The 21330-nt window shown below is 63.4% G+C and carries 17 protein-coding genes; 8 read left to right on the forward strand and 9 right to left on the reverse strand.

What is annotated here, in order from left to right; translation table 11 throughout:
* Window positions 1–67: 67 nt before the first annotated feature.
* The 4 genes from P3R82_RS02660 to P3R82_RS02675 are packed head-to-tail and all read right to left on the reverse strand — an operon-like array spanning window position 68 to window position 3678.
* Window positions 68–847, reverse strand: coding sequence for an amino acid ABC transporter ATP-binding protein (locus tag P3R82_RS02660; RefSeq protein ID WP_283192899.1), 780 nt, complete (start codon window positions 845–847; stop codon window positions 68–70).
* The gene (locus P3R82_RS02665; RefSeq protein ID WP_283192900.1) at window positions 844–1776 is read right to left on the reverse strand and encodes an amino acid ABC transporter permease; all 933 of its coding nucleotides are present in this window, start codon (window positions 1774–1776) and stop codon (window positions 844–846) included. The genes P3R82_RS02660 and P3R82_RS02665 overlap by 4 nt, the downstream gene beginning before the upstream one ends.
* Complete coding sequence (locus P3R82_RS02670; protein ID WP_283192901.1) at window positions 1773–2663, reverse strand: ABC transporter substrate-binding protein; 891 nt, start codon at window positions 2661–2663, stop codon at window positions 1773–1775. Before P3R82_RS02670 ends, P3R82_RS02665 begins: the two co-directional genes overlap by 4 nt.
* Window positions 2664–2703: 40 nt before the next feature.
* On the reverse strand, window positions 2704–3678 hold the full coding sequence (locus P3R82_RS02675; protein ID WP_283193494.1) for a nitrate ABC transporter substrate-binding protein: 975 nt from the start codon (window positions 3676–3678) through the stop codon (window positions 2704–2706).
* A gap of 102 nt (window positions 3679–3780) precedes the next feature.
* Between P3R82_RS02675 and P3R82_RS02680 the strand changes: the two genes are divergently transcribed.
* From P3R82_RS02680 to P3R82_RS02705, 6 genes are all read left to right on the forward strand, one after another.
* On the forward strand, window positions 3781–5109 hold the full coding sequence (locus P3R82_RS02680; protein WP_283192902.1) for a PLP-dependent aminotransferase family protein: 1329 nt from the start codon (window positions 3781–3783) through the stop codon (window positions 5107–5109).
* 481 nt (window positions 5110–5590) lie between these two features.
* Window positions 5591–6874: an extracellular solute-binding protein gene (locus P3R82_RS02685; RefSeq protein WP_183898835.1), complete on the forward strand. Its 1284-nt coding sequence runs from the start codon at window positions 5591–5593 to the stop codon at window positions 6872–6874.
* A gap of 86 nt (window positions 6875–6960) precedes the next feature.
* Complete coding sequence (locus P3R82_RS02690) at window positions 6961–7893, forward strand: sugar ABC transporter permease (RefSeq protein WP_283192903.1); 933 nt, start codon at window positions 6961–6963, stop codon at window positions 7891–7893.
* Window positions 7890–8732, forward strand: coding sequence for a carbohydrate ABC transporter permease (locus P3R82_RS02695; protein WP_283192904.1), 843 nt, complete (start codon window positions 7890–7892; stop codon window positions 8730–8732). The genes P3R82_RS02690 and P3R82_RS02695 overlap by 4 nt, the downstream gene beginning before the upstream one ends.
* A 26-nt stretch (window positions 8733–8758) precedes the next feature.
* Window positions 8759–11779, forward strand: coding sequence for a glycoside hydrolase family 38 C-terminal domain-containing protein (locus tag P3R82_RS02700; RefSeq protein ID WP_283192905.1), 3021 nt, complete (start codon window positions 8759–8761; stop codon window positions 11777–11779).
* Window positions 11780–11961: 182 nt separating this feature from the next.
* Complete coding sequence (locus tag P3R82_RS02705; RefSeq protein ID WP_283193495.1) at window positions 11962–13155, forward strand: ROK family transcriptional regulator; 1194 nt, start codon at window positions 11962–11964, stop codon at window positions 13153–13155.
* A 5-nt stretch (window positions 13156–13160) separates the two neighbouring features.
* On the opposite strand, the gene P3R82_RS02710 is transcribed toward P3R82_RS02705, so the two are convergent.
* A complete protein-coding gene (locus tag P3R82_RS02710; RefSeq protein ID WP_283192906.1) occupies window positions 13161–14234 on the reverse strand; it encodes an ROK family transcriptional regulator in 1074 nt (357 codons plus the stop codon).
* A 93-nt stretch (window positions 14235–14327) separates the two neighbouring features.
* Between P3R82_RS02710 and P3R82_RS02715 the strand changes: the two genes are divergently transcribed.
* Together P3R82_RS02715 and P3R82_RS02720 are read left to right on the forward strand one after the other, a co-directional pair.
* A complete protein-coding gene (locus P3R82_RS02715) occupies window positions 14328–14639 on the forward strand; it encodes a hypothetical protein (RefSeq protein WP_283192907.1) in 312 nt (103 codons plus the stop codon).
* A 38-nt stretch (window positions 14640–14677) separates the two neighbouring features.
* A complete protein-coding gene (locus P3R82_RS02720; protein ID WP_283192908.1) occupies window positions 14678–15811 on the forward strand; it encodes a hypothetical protein in 1134 nt (377 codons plus the stop codon).
* 86 nt (window positions 15812–15897) lie between these two features.
* Here the strand turns inward: P3R82_RS02720 and P3R82_RS02725 are convergent, their stop codons facing one another.
* The 4 genes from P3R82_RS02725 to P3R82_RS02740 form a co-directional block, all read right to left on the reverse strand.
* On the reverse strand, window positions 15898–16983 hold the full coding sequence (locus P3R82_RS02725; protein ID WP_283192909.1) for a glycine betaine/L-proline ABC transporter ATP-binding protein: 1086 nt from the start codon (window positions 16981–16983) through the stop codon (window positions 15898–15900).
* Entirely contained in the window at window positions 16976–17863 is an 888-nt protein-coding gene (locus P3R82_RS02730; RefSeq protein WP_183898186.1) for a proline/glycine betaine ABC transporter permease, read from the reverse strand. Before P3R82_RS02730 ends, P3R82_RS02725 begins: the two co-directional genes overlap by 8 nt.
* A gap of 111 nt (window positions 17864–17974) precedes the next feature.
* Window positions 17975–18976: an ABC transporter substrate-binding protein gene (locus P3R82_RS02735; protein ID WP_283192910.1), complete on the reverse strand. Its 1002-nt coding sequence runs from the start codon at window positions 18974–18976 to the stop codon at window positions 17975–17977.
* A 195-nt stretch (window positions 18977–19171) separates the two neighbouring features.
* Window positions 19172–21214 carry an NADH:flavin oxidoreductase gene (locus P3R82_RS02740; RefSeq protein WP_283192911.1) on the reverse strand — a complete coding sequence of 681 codons (2043 nt, stop codon included), beginning with the start codon at window positions 21212–21214 and terminating at the stop codon, window positions 19172–19174.
* Between the last annotated feature and the right edge of the window lie 116 nt (window positions 21215–21330).

The following is a 21330-nucleotide window of genomic DNA, read 5'->3' on the forward strand; positions in this document are numbered from 1 at the left end:
CCGGCCCCACGACAGGGCCGGCCGGGTCTTCGATTGCATCACGGCGTCGCGCCAGATGAGCTGAACGTCAGAGGAAGCGCGACAGGAAGGCCTGCGTGCGCGGATGCTGCGGATTGCCGATCACATCCCCGGGCTTGCCCTGCTCGACCACGACGCCGCCGTCCATGAACACCACCCGGTCGGCCGCCTCGCGGGCGAAGCCGATTTCGTGGGTGACGACGATCATCGTCAGGCCCTGCTTGGCGAGATCGCGCATGGTCGAGAGCACCTCGCCGACGAGCTCCGGATCGAGTGCCGAGGTCGGCTCGTCGAAGAGCATCAGCTTCGGCTTGATCGCCAGCGCTCGGGCAATCGCCACGCGCTGCTGCTGTCCGCCGGAAAGCTGGCGGGGATAGGCATCCGCCTTCTCCGACAGGCCGACACGCTGCAGAAGCTGCCTGGCGTTTTCGATGGCATCCTTGCGGTTCTCACCGTGGACGCCGACCGGCGCCTCGATGATGTTCTGCAGCACCGTCATGTGCGGATAGAGATTGAACTGCTGGAACACCATTCCGATCTTGCGGCGCTGGCGGGCGATGCCGTTGGGCGACAGCCGCTCCAGCCGGTCCTTGCGTACCCGGTAGCCGATCTGCTCGCCATCCACCTCGATATAGCCCTTCTGGATGGACTCGAGGTGGTTGATACAGCGCAGGAAGGTCGACTTGCCCGAGCCCGACGGGCCGAGAACGACGACGACTTCGCCGGGCATGATGTCGAGGTCGATGCCCTTCAGCACTTCGAGATGATCGAAGGACTTGTGGACGTTGCGCGCCTGCACCAGCGGCTTGGTATTGGAGACGGCGGTCAATGGCTTGCCTCCTCTGCGGCGGCGACGGCGGCCGGCTTGGCCGTTGCGCCATTGCGGCGCTCGCTACGGCCGTAATAGGCTTCGATATAGCTCTGGCCGATATTGAGGACCGAGGTGATGAGCAGGTACCAGATGACGGCGACCAGCAGCATCGGGATGATCTCGAAGGTGCGGTTATAGATCGACTGCACGGAATAGAGCAGATCGGCCATGGCGATGACGCTGACGAGCGAGGTCGCCTTGATCATGCTGATCAGCTGGTTGCCTGTCGGCGGGACGATCGAGCGCATGGCCTGCGGAATGATGATCCGCCACAGCGCCCTGCCCTTTGTCATGCCGAAGGCTTCGGCGGTTTCCGCCTGGCCGCGATCGACCGACAGAAGACCACCGCGAATGATCTCGGCCATGTAAGCCGCTTCGTTGAGCGCCAGGCCGACGATGGCGGCCGTCATCGGCGTGATCACCGCGTTGGTGTCCCAGCTGATGAGCGAGGGGCCGAAGGGGATGGCGATCGACAGCTGCGGAAACAGCGTCGACATGTTGTACCAGAAGATCAGCTGGACAAGCAGCGGCGTGCCGCGGAAGAACCAGATGAACAGCGACGCGAAGCCGCTCGCCAACCGGTCGTTCGACATCCGCATGATCGCGATGATCAGGCCGAGCGCGACACCGAGGATCATGGCGATGACGGTCAGGCCAAGGCTGACATAGAGGCCGCTGATGACGGTCGGGTCGAAGAAGTATTGGGCTACGACCGGCCAACCGAAATTCTCGTTGTTGGCGACGATCCAGACGAAATCGATGACGACGATGGCGATGACCGCCCAGAGAACGAGGCGTCCCGTTCTGAACGGCGTGTGCGCGGTGACGACGTCGCGGAACTCAGCACCGCCCGAAGGCGGTGCATTGGTCGTGGTGTTGGTGCTCATTTGGGAAGCTGCCCGCCGAGATTGAGGCCGGGTTCCTTGATCATGTTGTTCTCAAGGCCCCACTTTTTCATGATGGCGGCATAGCTGCCGTCGGCGATCAGGACCTTGATGGCGTCGATCAGGATAGGGCCGAGCGGTGAGCCCTTGGGAACGACGGCGCCCTGAAAGATATCCTCGAAGCCGTTCTTCTGGCCGACGCCGGTCAGTTCCAGCTGGCCGTTGGCCTGGCTGACGAAATAGGTGAGCGGCGCCTGCGAGGAGAAGAAGGCGTCTGCGCGCTTGGAGCGCACGGCGAGGATGGAGCTTGGCTGATCGGTGTAGGACTGGACTTCGACCGGGCTCTTGCCGTCGGCCTTGCACTTGTCGGACTGGGTCTTGATCACCCGCTCGGCGGAACCGCCGGCCATGACCGAGATGCGCTGGCCGCAGGCGGTATCGAGCGAGGTGATGCCCTTCGGGTTGCCCTTCTGGGTCGCGAAGACGACGAATTCCTGCACCCAGTCGACGAAGTCGTTGGATGCTTCGCGGTCCTTGTAGTCGCCAACGGGGCCGAAGGCGAACTGATAGCGGCCGGAATTGACACCGGCGAGCAGCGCCGGCAGGCCGCCAACCGTCTCATGCTCGATCTTGACGCCAAGGACGGCGCCGAGTGCTTCGGTGAGATCGGCGCTGGCACCGGTCATTTCCGTGCCGGTTACGATTTCGTAGGGCGGGAACGAACCGTTGTTGACGGAGATCATCTTGCCGGAGGCCTTGATCGCATCCGGCAGTCTTGCGTTCAGTTCGGCGTTGAGCGCGGGCTTCGGCACTGCCGCATCCTGAGCCATCGCGGCACTGGAGGCCACGGCGCTTGCCAGAACGAGGTAGGTCATTTTCTTCAGCAACATGTTCATTCCCCTTTATTGATGCTGTCGTGGTTGCATGCGTTTAGGCGGTGGTACGGCTGCCGTCGGTATCGAACGGGAAAAGCTCGAGCGGCGTCATTGCGCGGGCAAGAATGCCCTGGGCGTGCAGCTCGGCCGAGAAATCGGCGATCATCTTCTCGTTGGCGGCGAGACCGTTTTCATCCCAGTTCGCAGGGAGTTCGAGGGAGGTCTTCAGGAGCTCGTCGAACATCCACGGCGACGTATCGGCATATTTGCGGCGCTTGCTCAGCCACATCCGCTGCGATTCCTCGATCAGCTGGCTCAGCTCGGCGATAATCCAGGGGTTCTCTTCCACGATCTCCGCCTTGATGCCGATGAGGTGCATGCCGGGTACATATCCCACCTCATCGAAATATCGACGCTCGGCGCTACGGAAATCGGCGAGAACCTGCCGGAAAGGTGAACCACTGGCAAAATAGCCGTCCGGCATGAACGGAGTGAAGATCGCGTCGAGCTGGCCTTCGCGCAGCAGATCGACCATCGGGCGTTCGCCGGGGGCAGCCTCGATCCGGCCGGGGCGGCCGAAGCCGTCGAGGCGATCGACAACAGGATGCGCTTCCGTCAGGCGGCCAGCATACCACATCGCGTCCTCCACCTGAACGCCTTCACGGCGCAGAGCGGCGCGCGTCCAGGTGTTGCCGGAATCACGCCAGCCGGTGACGCCGATGCGCTTGCCTGCAAGCTGCGACAGCTCGGTGATCGGGCTGTCCTTCATGGTGATGATGCAGCGATGGCGAAAGCCGCGCATGATGAAGTTCGGAATGCCGACGACGCTTTGGTCGCCATCGTAACGCAGCTGGGTATAGCGGCTGAACGACATTTCGGCCGCGTCACAGGTGTCGCTCTTGCCGACATGCGAGACCAGGGTGCCGATGCGCTCGACCTTGACGTCGAGCTTCGACGACGAGACGTCGCCGAGAATGAGAGGGGTCATGTAGTCCCAGTCGCGAAGGGCAAGGCGAAGTGTGATCGGCATCTGCATTCACTCTCAAAATTTCGTGTCTGGCGCATCGTTAAATGTTCAAATAATACTGATCAAATGTTATTACGTTATTGAACATTAAATGTGGTGTAAAAAATGAGCGATAGTCGGGACGCATCCTGGTTTGCCCAAAAAATAACCGATCGGACAATTCGCGGCATCGCGCTCGAGACCAGCGCGCTGATCCGGGGCGGCGCGCTCCCCGTCGGCACCAAGCTGCCGGCCATTCGCGACCTGGCATTCGCGCTCGGCATCAGCCCGGCCACGATCTCCGAAGCGTGGAGCGAGTTGCGGCGCCAGAAGATCATCAGCGGCCGTGGGCGCAATGGAACATGGGTGAGCGGCGACCGCTTCGTCGCCAAGCCCGAGCGACTGGCGAGTTCCGGCAACTATGGCGAGGACGTGCTGAACCTGACGGCCGCCGTTCCCGACGTCACGCTTCTGCCGAGGCTCGAGCATGCGATGGCCTACGGCGCATCCGCCGAAAACCTGAATAGCTATGAGCGCAACCGCATTCTGCCCGAGCTCGAAACGGCGGTAAGAGAAACATGGCCCTATGAGCCCGAGGCGTTTCTCGCCACCAACGGCGGCTACAACGCCGTCTACACGCTGATGAACGCGCTTGTCATGCCCGGTGCCGCGGTCGCCATCGAGAACCCGACGGCCATGCGCCTGCTCGATATCCTGGAAGATCGCGGCGCGCGCATCATTCCGGTCGAGTGCGACGATGAGGGTCCACTGCCCTCGTCACTGCGCCAGGCGATGGCCTATCGCCCCGTCGCCTTCGTCTTTCAGCCACGCATCCATTCGGTCACCGGCCAGACCGTGACTGCCTCGCGCATGCAAAGCCTGGCCGAGGTGCTGCGCGATGCCGATACGCTGATCGTGGAAGACGACGGTGTGGGCGACATTTCCGATGCGCCGAGACAATCGATGGGCGATATCTTCCCTGACCGGGTGATCCATATCTTCTCGCTGTCAAAGACCCATGGCCCGGATCTACGCCTGGCCGTCCTTTCCAGCTCGCGGCCGATCGTCGAGCAGATCCAGTCGTTCCGCAGCTTCAGCGCCGGCTGGACGAGCCGCATCCTGCAGGCGGCGGGCGCCTGGCTGATCCGCGACCCGGCCACGCAGGAGACGGTGCGGACAGCGCGCGCGATATATGCGCGGCGCCGACATGACCTGGTGCAGGCATTGCGCGATCGAAACATAAACGCGGCACATGGCGCCGGCCTGTCTGCCTGGGTGCCGGTCTCCTCGGAGCCCTTCGCCATGGTGACGCTTGCAGCACGCGGGATCGCCGTGCATCCCGGCACGAAATTCTCCGTGCTGCCGGGAAACTACCTTCGCGTGGCGACCGCCACCTTGTCCGATCGCTGTATCGAGGTCGCGGATTCGATCGCACTTGCGGCGTCGCACGATTGATCGGCAGACGCAGCGATACCCGTGAGACCGACCATCGCTTGGCGTGAAAGTCAGTAGCTGCACGTCCAGTTGTTGGTCGGCCTGAACCCATCGGCGCAAGCCGGGTTCACCGACGTTCGAGGATTATAGTAGTTGTCCGCCGCGTTGTAGTTGGCGCCCGTCGTGCATGCGGACGCGAGCACGGCCAGGATTATCACTGCTCCGGCTGATACGAACCTGTGAACCGCGCGCATTGGACTTCCTCACGATGGCTTTTACTCCATCGGAAAATGCTTTTCCGCCGCGGCAAATGCAAGGCCCCAAACCGTGAATGCCCTCATTGTCGCCACGCGTGCAACCTCGCGCAAATTGCCACCTGCTTGACACAAAAGAAAAGTGACTTAATCTAGTCGACGGATCGGAGGAGATCCGCTGTTGTGGAGGCAGCGGCTCGGATGGGATCCTGAATCGGGAGGAAAGACTGGTGAAGAACAAGGCAATCATGCTCGCCCTTCTGGCGGGTTCGTTCCTGGCCGCGCCTGTTGTCGCGGCGGCTCAGGACCTGATCACGGGCGACATCGTCGGCAAGGCCGATGCGCCCAACAAGCTCATTTTCCGCATGACCACCGACGGGCCGCGCAACAACGAGCCTGCTTATGCCGAGGGTTACAGCAAGCTCTTCAACGACTTCATTGCCAAGCGTCCGGACTGGCAGATCGAGCTGCAGATGATGTCGGGTGATATCGGACAGGAGCAGGCCCGCATGCTCGAGCAGGCGAAGTCCGGGTCGGCGCCCGATTGCGCCGCGGTCGATTCCTTCGTGCTGCCGCTCTTCAAGAAATCCGGCGTGCTGCAATCCTTCTCGCCCTACTTCAGCAAGGAAGAGATCGGCCAGCTGTTTCCCTTCATCCGCGAGGGAATTACCGGCGATGACGGCAACATCTATGCCTGGTGGTGGTCGACCGACCTGCGCGTCCTCTACCGCAACAAGGAAATCGTGCCAGACGCGCCGCAGACCTGGGACGACCTGAAGAAGGCGGCGCTGCGGTCGGTGGACGAGGGCATGGAGGGTATCCTTTTCAACGGCAGTCGCTACGAGGGCACGACCTTCGACTGGCTCGCCAACTTCTGGGGTCAGGGCGGCAAGCTGGTCGACGATCAGGGCAAGCCGATCTTCGGCGAAGGCGACAACCGCGAAAAGTTCATCAAGGCCGTGAACTACTACCGTGATCTGGTGGAATCGGGTGCTGCACCCAAGCGCGTCGCGACGCTCGGCAGCTATGACGACTTCAATGCCGCCGCGGCCGCCGGAACGACGGCGCTGTTCGTCGGCGGCAACTGGCAGTACGCGCAGCTGAAGACCGCGCTCGACGAGGAGGAATTCGCGAAGTGGACCTTCTCGCCGCTCCCCGGCCCGACCGCCAATGAGCGCTCTACCGGCACCGGCGGCTGGACTGTCGCCGCCTTCAGCAAGGATGCCGCCAAGGTGAAGGCCTGCGCAGACCTCGCCCGCGAAATCTATATGGGCCCGGCCAACGCGCTGCAGGAACAGCTGCCGACGCGCGCCGATCTCTACGAGAAGTACGAGGTGTTCTCGACGCCGGCGAACAAGACCTTCGCCGAGGCGCTCAAGGTCGGGCAGGCGCGGCCGGGGGCCGCCGTCTATCCCGAGATATCGAACCAGATCCAGATCATGATGGGCAAGGTGCTGACCGGCACCCAGGCGACGGAAGCCGCCGTCGACGAAGCCTTTACCGCCTCGCTCACCGCCTTCAAACGGAGCTGAGCTGATGATCGGTGGCGCGGGGCAACCTCACCCGCGCCACCGATGACGGAAATGCCATCGTCAATGACAGATGACCGGACGGATCGATGACCAATCTCAGCATTGCCGCCGAGACTGCGCCTACCGGAAGCAGGCTTGCGGCGCGAAAATTCTACCCCTCGCCCGCGCCCTGGCTGATGCCGCTGATCCTAGTTCTCGGGATCTTCTATCTCTACCCGCTGATCGACGTCTTCCGCTTCGCCTTCACCAACATATCGCTCGTCGGCGACGACGAGGAATACACGCTGCGGACGATCGCCAACACGCTCTCCAAGCCGGAATTGCTGCAGATCCTCTGGGTGACGCTTGTCTTCACCGCCTCCAGCGTCGTTGCCCAACAGGTGCTGGGCCTGTTCATCGCACAGGTCGTCGTGCGCAGCGAAAAGCGCGGCCTGTTCGGCTCGACCATCGTGCGCACCACGGCGCTGGTCGCCTGGGTGGTGCCCGGGATCGCCGGCGGCATCATCTGGAAGATGCTGTTCAACGAAGCGCCCTTCGGCGGCCTCAACAGCCTGCTCAGGATGCTCGGCGCCTCGCCGGTTCAGTGGTTGTCCGATCCGAACATGGTCATGTGGTCGGTCGTCATCTCCAACGTCTGGCGCGGAACGGCATTTTCGATGGTCGTCATGTACGCCGCCATCAAGGCGATCGATCCGGAACTCTACGAAGCCGCCGAAATGGACGGCGCCAATCCCTGGCAGCGGATGATCTACATCACCCTGCCGCAGTTGCGCGCGGCGATCCTCGTCAACATGATCCTGATCACCATCCAGACGCTGAACACCTTCGATGCGATCATCTCGCTCACCGGCGGCGGCCCGGGCCGGGCGACGGAGGTCCTGTCGCTCTATACGTTCAACGTCGTCTTCAGGAATTACGACCTGGCGGCAGGCGCGGTTCTCTCGATCCTGATGCTCGTCATCAGTCTCAGCCTGGCGCTCGTCTATGCCCGCTTCCTGCCGAAGGGAGAGCCCCAATGATCAATTCGAGACAGGAACGCATCGGCGACCTCTTCAGCTATCTCTTCCTGCTGATCACCTTCCTTTTCTTCGCCTGGCCGCTGGTCTGGCTGCTGTCGCTGGCGCTACGCACCCGCAAGGAGGTTTTTCTCGGTGTCTCCAGGCTGATCCCCAAATCGCCGACGCTGGATAATTTCATCACGATCCTCTCCTCCGACAAGTTCGCGGGCTATCTCTGGAACGCGCTTCTTCTGTCATCCGCGAGCGCGATCGGCTGCCTGATCGTGGCATTGCCGGCTGCCTATGCCTTCTCGCGCTTTCCCTTTCGCGGCAAGGGACCGTGGATGATGGTGCTGCTTGCCTTCCAGATGATCTCGCCACTGGTCATCATGGTGCCGCTCTACCGCTACATGGCCAAGATCGGCCTCACCGACAGCCATTTCGGCGCGACGATGGTCTATATCGCGCTTGCCGTGCCGATGGTCACATGGATTTTGAAGGGCTTCATAGACGGCATCCCGCGCAGCCTCGACGAGGCGGCGCTGATCGATGGCTGCAGTCATTTCGGCGTCTTCTGGCGGATCATTCTGCCGCTGGCGACGCCGGGGATCGCGTCCGCCTTCATCATCTCCGTCATCGCCGGCTGGTCGCAATTCCTCGTGCCGTTCCTGCTGATCAGCAAGGAAGCGTTGATGCCGATCGGCGTCGGCATCTTCCAGTATGCCGGCACCCAGAACGACAGCTCCATCCAGCTGTTGGCGGCTGCCTGCCTTGTGTCGGTCGTGCCCGCCATCGTCGCATTTCTTTCGCTCCAACGCCTCATTCTCGGCGCCATGACGGCCGGCGCCGTCAAGGGCTGATATCTTTCAAACCTCAGGATATGATCATGTCGCTTACGCTTGCCCAACGCCTCGACCGCATCCGCGTCCGCATGTCGGAACTCGAACACTGGCGCGCCCGTGAAACCGTTCAGATCGGCGACTGGACCTTCGATGGCGAACCGATCGCGATCGGCGACGCATGGCCGCGCAAGGATGGCACGGTGAGCTTCGCCGCCTCGGCGCGTCTCCCCGAACATTGGCCGATTGACGAGGCCCGTCTCAGCCTCAATCTCGGCGGCGAAAGCCTCATCGCCATCGCCGACGAGGCGGGCCACGAAACGCGGCTTGGCCTCGACCCCTATCACCAGGAATTCCGCCTGACGTCGCGCCGGATCAAAATCTCCTCGGAGACGGTCGCGCGTCTGCCGTTCGGCGAGCCTGTCCGCGCGCCTCGGCTCGAGCGGGCGAACCTCCTGTGGCTCGATGGGCCGGTCGACCGGCTGTGGCTGCTCCTGCGCCAGATCTCCGAGGCGGTCGACACGCTGGAGGGACACGAGGTCATTCCGCATCTGATCGACATCGCCGAGGCCGCCATGCGCGGGCTCGACTGGCCGTCATCGACGGCAGCCTACATAGCGCGCATGTCGCCATCGGTCGGGCAGCAGAAGATCTGGCGGCTGCCCGAGCTCGAAACCGCCCCCGAGGGCCTCAACCAGGGACAGCGCGCCAGCGTGGTCGCGGCTTACGACACGTTGATCAAGGAACTGAAGCAGCTGCGCGAGCGCTTCCCGCCGCAGGGCGAGATCGCGCTGACTGGTCACGCGCATATCGACCTCGCCTGGCTGTGGCCCTACCGCGAGACCCGCCGCAAGATGCGCCGCACCTTCCACACGGCGCTCGCGCTGATGGAGCAGTCGTCCGACTTCCGCTTCAACCAGTCGACGGCGCATTATTACAACCAGATCGCCGAGGACGATCCCGAACTGTTGAAGCGCATCGTCGAGCGCGTGAAGGAAGGGCAATGGGAAACGCTCGGCGGCATGTGGGTCGAGCCCGACACCAACATGCCGACGGGCGAAAGCCTCAGCCGCCAGATCCTCTACGGTCAGCGCTACTTCGAAAAGACCTTCGGCGTTCGCCACACCGTGTGCTGGCTGCCCGATTGCTTCGGCTTCTCCGGCGCCCTGCCCCAGCTACTGCGCCAGGGCGGGATGAAGAGCTTCTTCACGATCAAGGTGAACTGGTCGGAGACCAACAAATTCCCGGCCGACCTCTTCTGGTGGGAAGGCCTCGACGGCAGCCGGGTGCTGACACACACCTTCGACAACCCGATGCATGGCTATAACGGCTTCGTGCAGCCGGATTGCTTCGTGCCCACCTGGCGGAACTTCCAGCAGAAGGACAAGCACGAGACGACGCTTCTGGCCGTCGGCTATGGCGATGGCGGCGGCGGCGTGACGCCGGAGATGATCGCCCGCGAGGAACAGCTGCGCGCCTTCCCGGCATTGCCCGCCGCGCGCTGGACGAAGGTGCACGATTTCTTCGAGGGCGCGCACAAGAGTGCCGCGGAAAAGGAGCTCACCACCTGGCAGGGCGAGATCTATCTCGAGCTGCACCGCGCGACTCTGACCAGCCAGAGCGTCGTCAAGCGCCTGCACCGCAAGGCCGAACGCAGCCTGATCACGGCGGAAACACTCGCCGGGCTGGCGCATCTGATGGGCGGCGAGAAACCTGCTTCGCTGGAGAACGAATGGCGCGTCGTGCTGAAGAACGAGTTCCACGACATCCTGCCGGGCTCCTCGATCGCCGAGGTCTACGCCGACAGCGCTGAAGAACTCGACGGCGTGATCGCCGATGGCCAGGCCGCGCAGGCAAGCGCGCTCGCGGCCATCGCCAAACAGCTGCCATCGGGAAGCGGCAGCAATGTGCTGGTGGTCAACCCGTCGCTCGACGAGCGGCCCGTCAGGCTGACGCTGGCCGATGGCAGTCACGTCTCGTCACGCGACAGCATCGCGCCCCTCGCCATCGCCGTCATCGACATTGCCTCGCTGAAGGCGCGACCGGGCCTTTCGGCCAGCAACAACCACCTCGAGAACGAAACGCTGAAGGTGACGCTGGCGAAGGACGGCTCGATTTCGAGCATCCTGCACAAGCCGAGCGGCCGCGAGGCGCTCGAAGGCGCCGGCAACCGGCTGTTCGTCTACCCGGCGGACAAGCCGCGCAACTGGGACGCCTGGGACGTCGAGGAGGATTATGCCGCGCGTGGCGAGGAGATCACCGCGCTTGATAGCATCGAGCTGATCGAAAATACCGCGCACCGCGCCGCGATCCGGATCGTGCGCACCTGGCGCCATTCGCGCATCACCCAGATCCTGTCGCTCGGCGCCAATGCCCGCCGGCTGGACATTCAGACCGAGCTCGACTGGCACGACCGCCGGGCCTTCTTGCGGACGTTGACTGATGTTGCCGTACGCAACGCACGCGCCACCTGCGAATGCGCCTACGGTGTCGTCGAGCGGCCCACGCATTCCAATACGTCCTGGGACGCCGCGATGTTCGAGGCGCCCGCACACCGCTTCGCCGATCTCTCGGAGCCGGGCTTCGGCGTCGCGATCCTCAACGACGCCAAGTATGGGCATAGCATCCGGGGCAACGTGCTCGGCCTCTCGCTGCTGCGCTCGCCCATCTATCCCGACCCGCTGGCCGATGAGGGGCTGCAGAGCTTCACCTACTCGCTGATGCCGCACGAGGGCTCCTGGCATGAGGGGGGCGTGCGCGAGGAAGCCGACGACCTCAACCAGCCGCTGCTGGCGATGGCCGTCTCCGATCGCGCCGTCGGGGCATGGCAGCCGATCAAGACCGAGGGTATCGGCGCGGCTCTGTCGGCGATTAAGCCGTGCGAGGATGGCGATGGCCTGATCCTGCGCGTTTACGAGCCAGCAGGCCGCCGCGGCGCCTTCGGCCTGACGCTACCGCAGGGATGGCGCAACGAGGGAACGGTGAGCATTCTCGAAGAGCCGATGCGCGATGTGCCGGTCGAGGGATTGATGCCGTTCCAGGTGAAGAGCTGGCGTATTTCGCGCTAACCGACGTCAGGTGGATCGTCGGAGCCCGGTCACGGAGTGGCTGGGCTCTTTCCGTTTACGACACAATGACTTAGTCTCGATAGATCTTGTAGCGATTCAACAGGTCCAGCGCCCAAGGGAGAAGACGGAAGTTGCAGGTTTCGGGTTCCAATCCTGAGCAGGCGGCGGCGGCCAATCGGGCCATGATCCTGAGCGCGATCCATCGCGGCGGGCCGATTTCGCGCACCGAACTGGCGGCGCGATCGCGGCTGACCAAGCAGGCCGTGACGCGGATCGTCGAGCGCCTGCTCGACGAAGGCCTCGTCATGGAGGCGCGGCGGCGGCACGGGTTGCGCGGGCAGCCGGCGATCGAACTGGAGATCGATCCGGAAGGCGTGTTCTCGATCGGCGCCAATATCGACCGCGATCACCTCACCATCGTCGCCGTCGACGCTGTCGGTACGGTGCGCGGCCGCATTCACCACGAGGCGCGGTTTCTGCTGCCGGATGATTTCGCCGCGCTGATGGCCGACGCGCTCTCCTCTTTCCGGCGGCGCAAGGTTATCGAGGAAAGTCGGCTGGCCGGGATCGGCCTCGCCATCCCCGACTGGCTCGGAGAAGTGCCCGTCATCGGCTTTCCGCCGGAATACCGGCGCTGGAGCGGCTATGACGTGCGCGGCGCGCTGGAGGCGATCTCCGACCACCCCGTGTTCATCGACAACGACGCCAACGCGGCGGCTCTCGGCGAAATCGAATACGGGCTCGGCACCGAGATCGGCAGCTTCTTCTACATCCTCGCGAATGCCTGTCTGGGCGGCAGCCTTGTCATCGATGGCATCCGCCACAAGGGCGCCAGCGGGATCGGCGGCGAAATCGGCTGGTTGCCGGTGCTGTTCGACGACGGCCCCTTCGCCGGCAGCACGCAGCCGCTCGGCGAGATGTTCTCGCTCTTCATCCTCCTCGATCACCTGAAGCGGAACGGTGTCGAGGCTTCCACCCCGGCTGACCTGTTGACGCTCGATGCAAGCGGGCGCGCGCTCGTCAGCGCATGGCTGCGCAAGGTGAGCGTCAAGATCGCCCAGGCGGTCGTGCATATCGGCATGATCGTCGATCCCGAGGGTGTTCTCATCGGCGGTCGCTTTCCCGTCCGCATCATCGATGAACTGCTGCTCTATGTTCACGACGAGATTGGCCGCCTCGGCGCCAACGCGCCGTCGCTGCATCGCGCGGCCGGCTCGGAGGATGCGGCGGCGCTCGGCGCCGCGGCCATTCCGCTCGCGCATCGTCTCGGGCTGCCGTCGGCCGAACCGGCGCAGCGGTTCCGCAATCCGATCGGTGGCCTCGCGAACGGGCCGGGACGATGGCCCGCGGCAACGCAAGAGGTCGCGGTCGGATAACGCGGTCAGGCGGGAAACAGCGTGTCGTTGAAAGGTCGAAGGGCGGCGCCCAGCACCACGCCGTCTCTCGGATGCGTCGCCGGCTGCACCACCGGGATCCAGGGAGCGATCACCAGATCGCGGATTTTCTCTTCCCGCTCCCGCGCCATGCTCGATATCACGGAGGCCAGGATGCCATCGGGCAGCGATCCGCCGATGAGGATCGCGCCCGGCGCGATGAAGCCGGAGATCGCCAGAACCGCTTCGTGAAGGTGGCGGGCGGCAACCGTGATCCAGGCATCCGGCGAGGCGCTTGCGACCGCCATGTGGCGTTCAAGCGAGGGCAGCGTCGCAACCTCGTTCAGCGTCGCGCCATCCACGCCCGACCGCATGTCGCCGATCTGGCCGGCAAGCCCATGAATACCGCGAAACGGCCGGCCGCCGATGAGAAGCCCGGCACGAACCGTCCCGTCGATCAGGATGGTCACCAGCCCGCCTTCCGGGTCACCGATGCCGAGCGCGCGCTCCGCGCCGATCGCGGCTTCGCTGTCGTCGAGAACATAAAGCGGCCCGCCCGTCTGGCCGATGCTGTCTGCAAGTGCGGCGCGATCGATGACGGTCCCGGGCGCAAGCGCGACGCCGCAGCCGGCAAGCCGGCCCGACACGGCATGCCGAATGCTTGTGATCGCCTCGCCGATCTCGTCGACATCGGTGAAGCCGATGCGTGCGCGGATCGTGCAGGAGAGGTCGATGACGACGATCTCCCCTCCCTCGGGGGTGATCCGGATACCAAGCGAGGAAGCGGCCTCGGGACAGAGCGTGAACTCCAGCGCCGCGTAGCGCGTCGCGCTGGCACGCTTACGGCCGGTAACAAGCCCTGAAGTCGCCAGGCGCTGGACTATCCCGGCGATCGCAGGTTCCGTGAGCCCGAGGCGTCGCGACAACTCCTGCCGCGTCAGCGGGCCGAAGCGGCGCAGCAGGCCGAGCGTCGCTCGGGAGTTGTGATCGGCGATATCGACCGGGCTGATGCCGGAACGCCCGTCCGACGGGCCGCGCGCCCTCGGCGTGCCGGAAACGGAAAGCCGCCGCGCCGTCTTCAACCGCGAGATCCTTGAACCATGGTCGTGGCGCGGGTCACCGACAGCCTCCCTCTTGTGCGCAATCCAATCCCTTGAAATATCGCGCAATTTTCCATGAGCAGCAAGAAAGCCGTCGCCTATATGCAACGCGATACCGGAAAAATGTCGACCTTGTCGCGGAAAGTCTCCGCGTTTGACGAAAAGAATGGTGAAAGGCCTTGTTGTTTCCATGGTCGGCTCGTAGATGAGCTTCGAAACAACCACTCATTTTTTAGGGTTTTCTGTTTCAGTCCTCGCGACTGGACTGGCGCAATCCCCGAGGATGTCAGTGGTCTGCCATCCGTCATCGTCCGTAAGAGCGACATGGCCCATCGACAAGAGGCCGGTCGTCGCATTCCGATTTTCCGCCAGGGTCATAAACATTGAATCAAAAAACCGCCATCAACCCCGTGGCCACCCCTCCCGTGGAAAAACGTGTCGTCCTGCATTTTCCCGGTTTCGAGCCACTCGATTCGAAGGCCCACCATGCTCGCTACGCAAGGTCCGCCAGGCAGAGCGCCAAGGCCTGGAGCCTCGACGTGAATGTCGGCGCCTTCAGGGAGGGCGGCCCGTTCGACGTCAGCTGCGGCGCGGAGAAGGAAACGACGTCGACCCGCGTCTTCGTTTTCGACCACAACGAACTCGTGCGCAGATATAGCGACAAGGCTCTGATACGACGCCTCGCGTCGGGATACGCGAGCGCCGCCCGCGTCATCGTCCAGGGCGGGCTTGTCGGCTATTTCCGGCATGCCTGGCGCTTCGGATTGTTCTTCGTATTTCCATTCGCGCTGGTCCTGCTGGCGTTGGCGCTCAGCGCCACGATCGCAGCCGCTCCTTCTCTTCTCGGACTTCAGCGCTGGAACTTGCTCTGGAGTGTGTTGCTCGCCGTTGTTTTCTTCCGCTTCGTCTTCCTTCCCTTCGCCGCGAGGTTCCACACGCTGCATCTCTTCGCGGACTGGGATCTGGCTGTCGCACTGGCAAAGCTCGACGATCCCGCTATCGTTCAATGGCTAGACCGGTGCAAGGCGCGCGTGCGGGACGCGTTGCGCGAGGATGCGGACGAGTATGTGATCACCTCGCACAGCATGGGATCGAGCGTCGCCTGCCATGTCATCGGCATGCTGGTGGAGGATGAGCCCGAGCTTTTCGCCGACAAGCGGGTGGTCTTCGTAACGCTCGGCGGCGCCATTCTGCAATGTGCGCTGTTGCGATCCGCCAGGAGCCTGCGGGCAAGAGTTGGCGCGATCGCGCGGAACAGCCAGATATTCTGGCTGGAGATCCATTGTCTCACCGACGTGATCCATTTCTACAAGTCGCGCGTCGTGGCACTCTGCGGACACGCCGACGCGCCGCAGGCGTCGATCGCCACGATCCGCATGCGCCACATGCTGACGAAGGAACACTATCGCAAGATCCGCCGGGATTTCCTGCGCGTGCACCGCCAATACGTGCTGGGTTCCGATCTGCGTTCCGCGTTCGACTTCACGCTGATGACCGCCGGGCCGCTCCCCGCCGCATCCTTCGCCGATTTCAACCAGGACTGGATCGCGCGCACCTAAGCGATTGGGCTGAAAGAGAAATGCGCGGCCGTGCTTTTGGCCGACCGCGCACGCTTCAAGTCAGTGCGATACTGCGTCGCCGCCGATCAAGGGATCGCCGACATCGCCTCGGCCACCGCCGTCGGCGAGGCCTGCTGCGATGTGCCGGGCTCCTGACCGACGAGGCAGCGGATCAGTTCGCCCATGCTGACGCTGCCGATCTCCTGTCCATCGCCGGACACGACGGCGGCCATTGTCGCGTTCGCGGCCGATAGCTGCCGCAGCGCTTCCTCGACGGTCGTGCCGGTGGGAATGCGAAGGGCGGACTTGGCCGATGCTGTTGGCGGCGCCATGACGGCATCGACCTGGATGACCCTTGCGCGGTTCACTTCCTTGACGAAGGCAGTGATGTACTCGTCGGCAGGTCTCAGCACGATATCGGCCGAGGTGCCCTGCTGGATGACCTCGCCATCTCTCAGGATGGCGATCCGGTCGCCAAGCCGCAATGCCTCGTCTAGGTCGTGGGTGATGAAGACCACGGTCTTCTTCAGCTCCTTCTGCAGGTCGAGCAGAACGGTTTGCATGTCGACGCGGATCAACGGATCAAGCGCCGAATAGGCCTCGTCCATGAGCAGGATCTCGGCATCGTTGGTCAGCGCGCGGGCAAGGCCGACGCGCTGCTGCATCCCGCCCGACAGCTGATTGGGATAGTGATTGGAGAAGCCTTCGAGGCCGACGCGCTTGATCCAGTGCTGCGCGCGCTCCTCGCGCTCGTCCTTCCCGACGCCTTGAATTTCAAGGCCGTAGACAGTGTTCTGCAACACGTTTCGATGCGGCAGCAGGCCGAACTTCTGGAAGACCATGGCGGTCTTCTTCTGGCGGAACTGGCGCAGCTGCTCCTTGTCCATGCGACAGACATCGACGTCGCCATAGCGAACCTCGCCCGCGGTCGGATCGATCAGGCGGTTGATGTGGCGGATCAGCGTGGATTTGCCCGAGCCTGACAGACCCATGATGACCGTGATGCCGCCACCGGGGATGGTGATGTTGATGTCCTTCAGGCCGAGGACATGACCGTGTTCCCGGTTGAGCTCGGTCTTCGACATCCCGCGCATGACGGGTTCGACGAAATCGCGAGCGCGTGGGCCGAAGATCTTGTAAAGGCTGCGGATATTGATCGACTGGCTAGCCATGGACGACCTCCCGGTGCTTCTGCAGACGCAGACCGTAGGCCTGGCTGATGCGGTCGAAGATGATGGCGATGCCGACGATGGCGAGGCCATTGAAGACGCCGAGCGTGAAATACTGGTTGGCGATGGCCTTCAAGACCGGCTGGCCGAGACCCTGGACGCCGATCATCGAGGCGATGACCACCATGGCGAGCGCCATCATGATCGTCTGGTTGATGCCGGCCATGATCGTCGGCAGTGCCAGCGGCAGCTGCACGTTGCGAAGCTTCTGCCAGCTGGACGAGCCGAAGGCGTCGGCGGCTTCAAGCACGTCGCGATCGACCATGCGGATGCCGAGATTGGTGAGCCTGATCATCGGCGGGAGCGCGTAGATGACGACGGCGATCACTCCGGGCACACGGCCGATGCCGAGCAGCATGACGACAGGAATGAGATAGACGAAGCTCGGCATCGTCTGCATGACGTCGAGGATCGGGTTGATGATCTTCTGCAGCCGATCCGAGCGCGACATGGCGATGCCAATCGGAATGCCGATCGCGATCGAGAGCACGGTGCAGACGAAGATCATCGAGACCGTCTTCATCGTGTCGTCCCACATGTCGAAATAGCCGATCAGCAGCAGCGTGACGATACAGCCGACGACGATCCGCCAGCTGCGCGTCGCAAGCCACGCGATCGCGCCGATGAGCGCGATCACCAGCGGCCATGGCATGCCCGTCATCAGGCGTTCAGCCCAGATCAGAAAGCTTTGCAGCGGGCTGAACAGGTTTTCGATGCCGCTGCCATAGCCGCGTGTGAAGGCGCGAAAGCCTTCGTCCACGCTCTTCTTCAAGGCGCGCAGCATGTCCTCGTCCATCGACGGAAATTTCCAGAGCCAATCCATGTCGGTTCCCCATGACAAAATCGGCGGCGGCTTTGATTATTGTTGGCCGTCTCGCCGGTGTGTAGGCGGGCGGCGTCCCACAATCGGGGCCGCCCGCTGTCGATGCGGCGCTTAGAGCGAAGCCTTGACCTTCGTTGCGACCTCGGGCGAAACCCAGGTGGTCCACAGCGCTTCATTGTTCTTCAGGAAATACTTCGCGCCTTCCTCGCCGCTGGCCTGGTTGTCCGACATCCAGGCGATCAGCTTGTTGACGGTATCGTTGGTCCAGGCGCGCTTGTTGAGGTAGCCGACGACATCGGGACCGGCGCGATCGGCGAAGGTCTTGGTGACCAGCGTCTCGACATTGTCGGCCGGCCATGCGTTTTCCTTCGGATCGGCGCAATCGGCGACCGAGGTGCAACGCTTCCACTCGGCGGCGTCATATTCCGCGCCATAGCCGAGCTTCACCATCTCGTACTTGCCGAGAAGCGCTGTCGGCGCCCAGTAGTAGCCAACCCATGGTTGCTTGGCTTCGTAGGCCTTGGCGATCGAGCCGTCGAGGCCGGCGGCCGAGCCGGTATCGACAAGCGTGAAGCCGGCCTTGTCGCCGCCGTATGCCTTGAAGAGCTGCGCGGTCACGACCGTGCCGCCCCAGCCCTGCGGACCGTTGAAGACGGCACCCTTGCTCTTGTCTTCAGGCGCCGGGAAGAGATCCGGACGCTTCATCAGGTCCGGGATCGTCTTGATGTCGGGATTGGCGTCGGCGAAATACTTCGGGATCCACCAGCCCTGGATGGCGCCGTCGGACAAGATCTTCGCGGCCTTGATGAACTTTCCGTCGGTCAGACCGCGGTTGACGATCTCGGGCTGCAGGCTGACCCAAGCCTCCGGCGCGATATCGGGCTGGCCCTTTTCGGCCATGGAGGTGAGCGTCGGGACGGTATCGCCGACAACCAGTTCGGCCTTGCAGCCATAACCCGCCTCGAGGATCAGCTTGTCGATGTTCGCCGCCACTTCAGCGGACTGCCAGTTCATGTTGGCGATGGTGACATCACCACATTCGGCGGCGGATGCAGCGCCGCCAAGGCCAAGCAGGCCGGCGGCGAGGACGGTGGAAGCCAAAAGCATTTTCATTTTCTTGTTCCCTCTGGTCGCGGTGCAACGTGAACCCGGGCGCCGGCAGCACCGCGTCCGCCAGCCTCCCCATTGAGCCGTCATTGGCTCGGCATGCGCCATTCCGATTGCGTCAAAAAATGGCGCATTGGAGGTTTCTTTCAATGTTCTGATGGAACGGCAGTCGCAATAAGATCATCCTTGTCGCACCTGATCTCAAAGAAGTGATGCGAAACGGAAGGCTTCGTAGATCGCGGCATGGATATTGCGGCTCGCCACGGCATCACCGATTCGAACGAGATCGAAACGCCCCTGCGGATTGCGCCGCGGCAACGGCGCCCGTCTCGCGATCAACGCGCCGTAGTCCACCGAGCCCAGATTGCGCGACAGCGGCTTCAGCTCGAAGTAGAGATCGGCATTGGCCATCGTGCCATGCTCGACGACGACCTGCGACACCCGACGCTCCCACTCCGTGGCTTCGGCGTAGTCGGAGCCGAGGACGGCCACCAACTGGTTGCCATCGCGGCGCACCGATTTCAGCCGGGTGTTGATCGTCACCCTGACGTTGTTTTCGGCGAAGACCTTCGCATAGGGCACATGGTTCATGCCGCCGATCTCAGGCGCGAAGAAGCGCTCCGGCGACACCAGCTCAAGTTCCGCGCCGGTCGCGGCGATGACCTCGGCTGCCGACATGCCGGGATGGCCGCCATTGTCGTCGAACAGAAGCACGGTGTCGCCCGGCTTCGTCGAGCCGGCAAGGATATCCCATGACGAGGTGACCAGCCCGTCGCCGGCATCGAGCGTCGGCGACTGCGCGATGCCCCCGGTCGCCACCACGACCAGATCCGGCTCGAAGGCCAGGACGTCGTCGCCGCCGGCAAAGACGTTGTAGTGTATCGCGACCCCGAGACGCTCGAGTTCCTCCAGGCGCCAGTCGACAATGCCGACCATCTCGCGCCGCCTCGGATTGCGGACCAGAAGATTGATCTGCCCACCGGCCTCTCCGCTCGCCTCCAGAAGGTCGACCTTGTGGCCACGCTCTGCCAGCACGCGCGCGGCTTCAAGCCCGGCCGGCCCTGCCCCCACAACCACCGCCCGCCGTGGCGACGCAGCGGCGGCGATCTCGTGCGACAGTTCCGTTTCGCGGCCCGTGACCGCGTTGTGAATACAGAGCGCCTCGCCGCCCTCGTAGATGCGATCGAGACAGTAGGTCGCGCCGACGCATGGACGGATACGCGCCTCCTCGCCGGCTTCTATCTTTCTGACGATGTGCGGATCGGCGATGTGAGGACGCGTCATGCCGACCATGTCGAGCTTGCCTTCGGCGATCGCGTGGCGCGCGGTCGCCACGTCGGAAATGCGGGCGGCATGGAACACCGGAAATTTGGTGGCCGCCCTGACCTCGCCGGCGAAATCCAGATGCGGCGCGGACGGCATGCCCTGGATGGGGATGACGTTGTTGAGCGCGGCGTCGGTGTCGATATGGCCACGAATGACATTGAGAAAGTCGATCGATCCGCCGGCCACCAGCCTTCTGGCGATCTCCACCCCTTCCTCGCGCGACAGCCCCTTGTCCCACTGCTCGTCGGCGACGAGACGGATGCCGACGATGAAATCGGGACCGACGGCCTTGCGCACGGCCTCCGTCACCATCGTCGAGAAACGCATGCGGCTCTCGAGCCCGCCACCGAATTCGTCCTCGCGCATGTTGGTGGCCGGCGACCAGAAGCCGTCCATCAGGTGGCCATAGGCCTCGAACTCGATGCCATCGAGGCCCGCGGCCTGCATGCGCTGCGCGGCCGAAACATAGTCGTCGACGATCCTTTCGATATCCCAATCCTCGGCCTCCTTGGGGAATGCGCGGTGGGCGGGTTCGCGGATCGGACTTGGCGCCAGCACCGGCAGCCAGTCACCCTTGTTCCAGCCGGTGCGGCGGCCGAGATGGGTAAGCTGGATCATCATGGCCGTACCGTGCTCGTGACAGTCGTCGGACAGCCGCTTCAGCCATGGCACGATTTCGTCGCGATAGGCGTGCAGGTTGCCGAAGGCGGGCGGAGAATCCGGCGAGACCACCGCCGAGCCGGCCGTCATGGTCAGGGCGATGCCACCCTTGGCCTTTTCGAGATGATAGAGCCGATAGCGGTCGGTCGGCATGCCGTCTTCCGAATAGGCCGGCTCGTGCGCGGTCGACATCAGCCGGTTCTTCAGTACGAGATGTTTCAATTGGAATGGTTGAAGTAGGGGATCCTGCGAAGCCATCGATCTGCACCACCAATAAGAGAAGAGCTGATCTTCACTCAAAACGACGCCGTGTGCGATGAACAAAAACGCCATCAAACGCCCCCAATGCGTCGCGCCGTGATTTTTGCGCGGCA

Source organism: Rhizobium sp. AN80A, from assembly GCF_030053015.1.
In the GTDB taxonomy this organism is placed as follows: Bacteria; Pseudomonadota; Alphaproteobacteria; order Rhizobiales; family Rhizobiaceae; genus Rhizobium; species Rhizobium metallidurans.

Bases quoted from the DNA above. Each gene is read 5' to 3' on its own strand.
- P3R82_RS02665 (WP_283192900.1), bottom strand. From the start codon at position 1,776: ATGAGCACCAACACCACGACCAATGCACCGCCTTCGGGCGGTGCTGAG.
- P3R82_RS02670 (WP_283192901.1), bottom strand. From the start codon at position 2,663: ATGTTGCTGAAGAAAATGACCTACCTCGTTCTGGCAAGCGCCGTGGCC.
- P3R82_RS02675 (WP_283193494.1), bottom strand. From the start codon at position 3,678: ATGCCGATCACACTTCGCCTTGCCCTTCGCGACTGGGACTACATGACC.
- P3R82_RS02680 (WP_283192902.1), top strand. From the start codon at position 3,781: ATGAGCGATAGTCGGGACGCATCCTGGTTTGCCCAAAAAATAACCGAT.
- P3R82_RS02685 (WP_183898835.1), top strand. From the start codon at position 5,591: ATGCTCGCCCTTCTGGCGGGTTCGTTCCTGGCCGCGCCTGTTGTCGCG.
- P3R82_RS02690 (WP_283192903.1), top strand. From the start codon at position 6,961: ATGACCAATCTCAGCATTGCCGCCGAGACTGCGCCTACCGGAAGCAGG.
- P3R82_RS02695 (WP_283192904.1), top strand. From the start codon at position 7,890: ATGATCAATTCGAGACAGGAACGCATCGGCGACCTCTTCAGCTATCTC.
- P3R82_RS02700 (WP_283192905.1), top strand. From the start codon at position 8,759: ATGTCGCTTACGCTTGCCCAACGCCTCGACCGCATCCGCGTCCGCATG.
- P3R82_RS02705 (WP_283193495.1), top strand. From the start codon at position 11,962: ATGATCCTGAGCGCGATCCATCGCGGCGGGCCGATTTCGCGCACCGAA.
- P3R82_RS02715 (WP_283192907.1), top strand. From the start codon at position 14,328: ATGAGCAGCAAGAAAGCCGTCGCCTATATGCAACGCGATACCGGAAAA.
- P3R82_RS02725 (WP_283192909.1), bottom strand. From the start codon at position 16,983: ATGGCTAGCCAGTCGATCAATATCCGCAGCCTTTACAAGATCTTCGGC.
- P3R82_RS02730 (WP_183898186.1), bottom strand. From the start codon at position 17,863: ATGGATTGGCTCTGGAAATTTCCGTCGATGGACGAGGACATGCTGCGC.
- P3R82_RS02735 (WP_283192910.1), bottom strand. From the start codon at position 18,976: ATGAAAATGCTTTTGGCTTCCACCGTCCTCGCCGCCGGCCTGCTTGGC.
- P3R82_RS02740 (WP_283192911.1), bottom strand. From the start codon at position 21,214: ATGGCTTCGCAGGATCCCCTACTTCAACCATTCCAATTGAAACATCTC.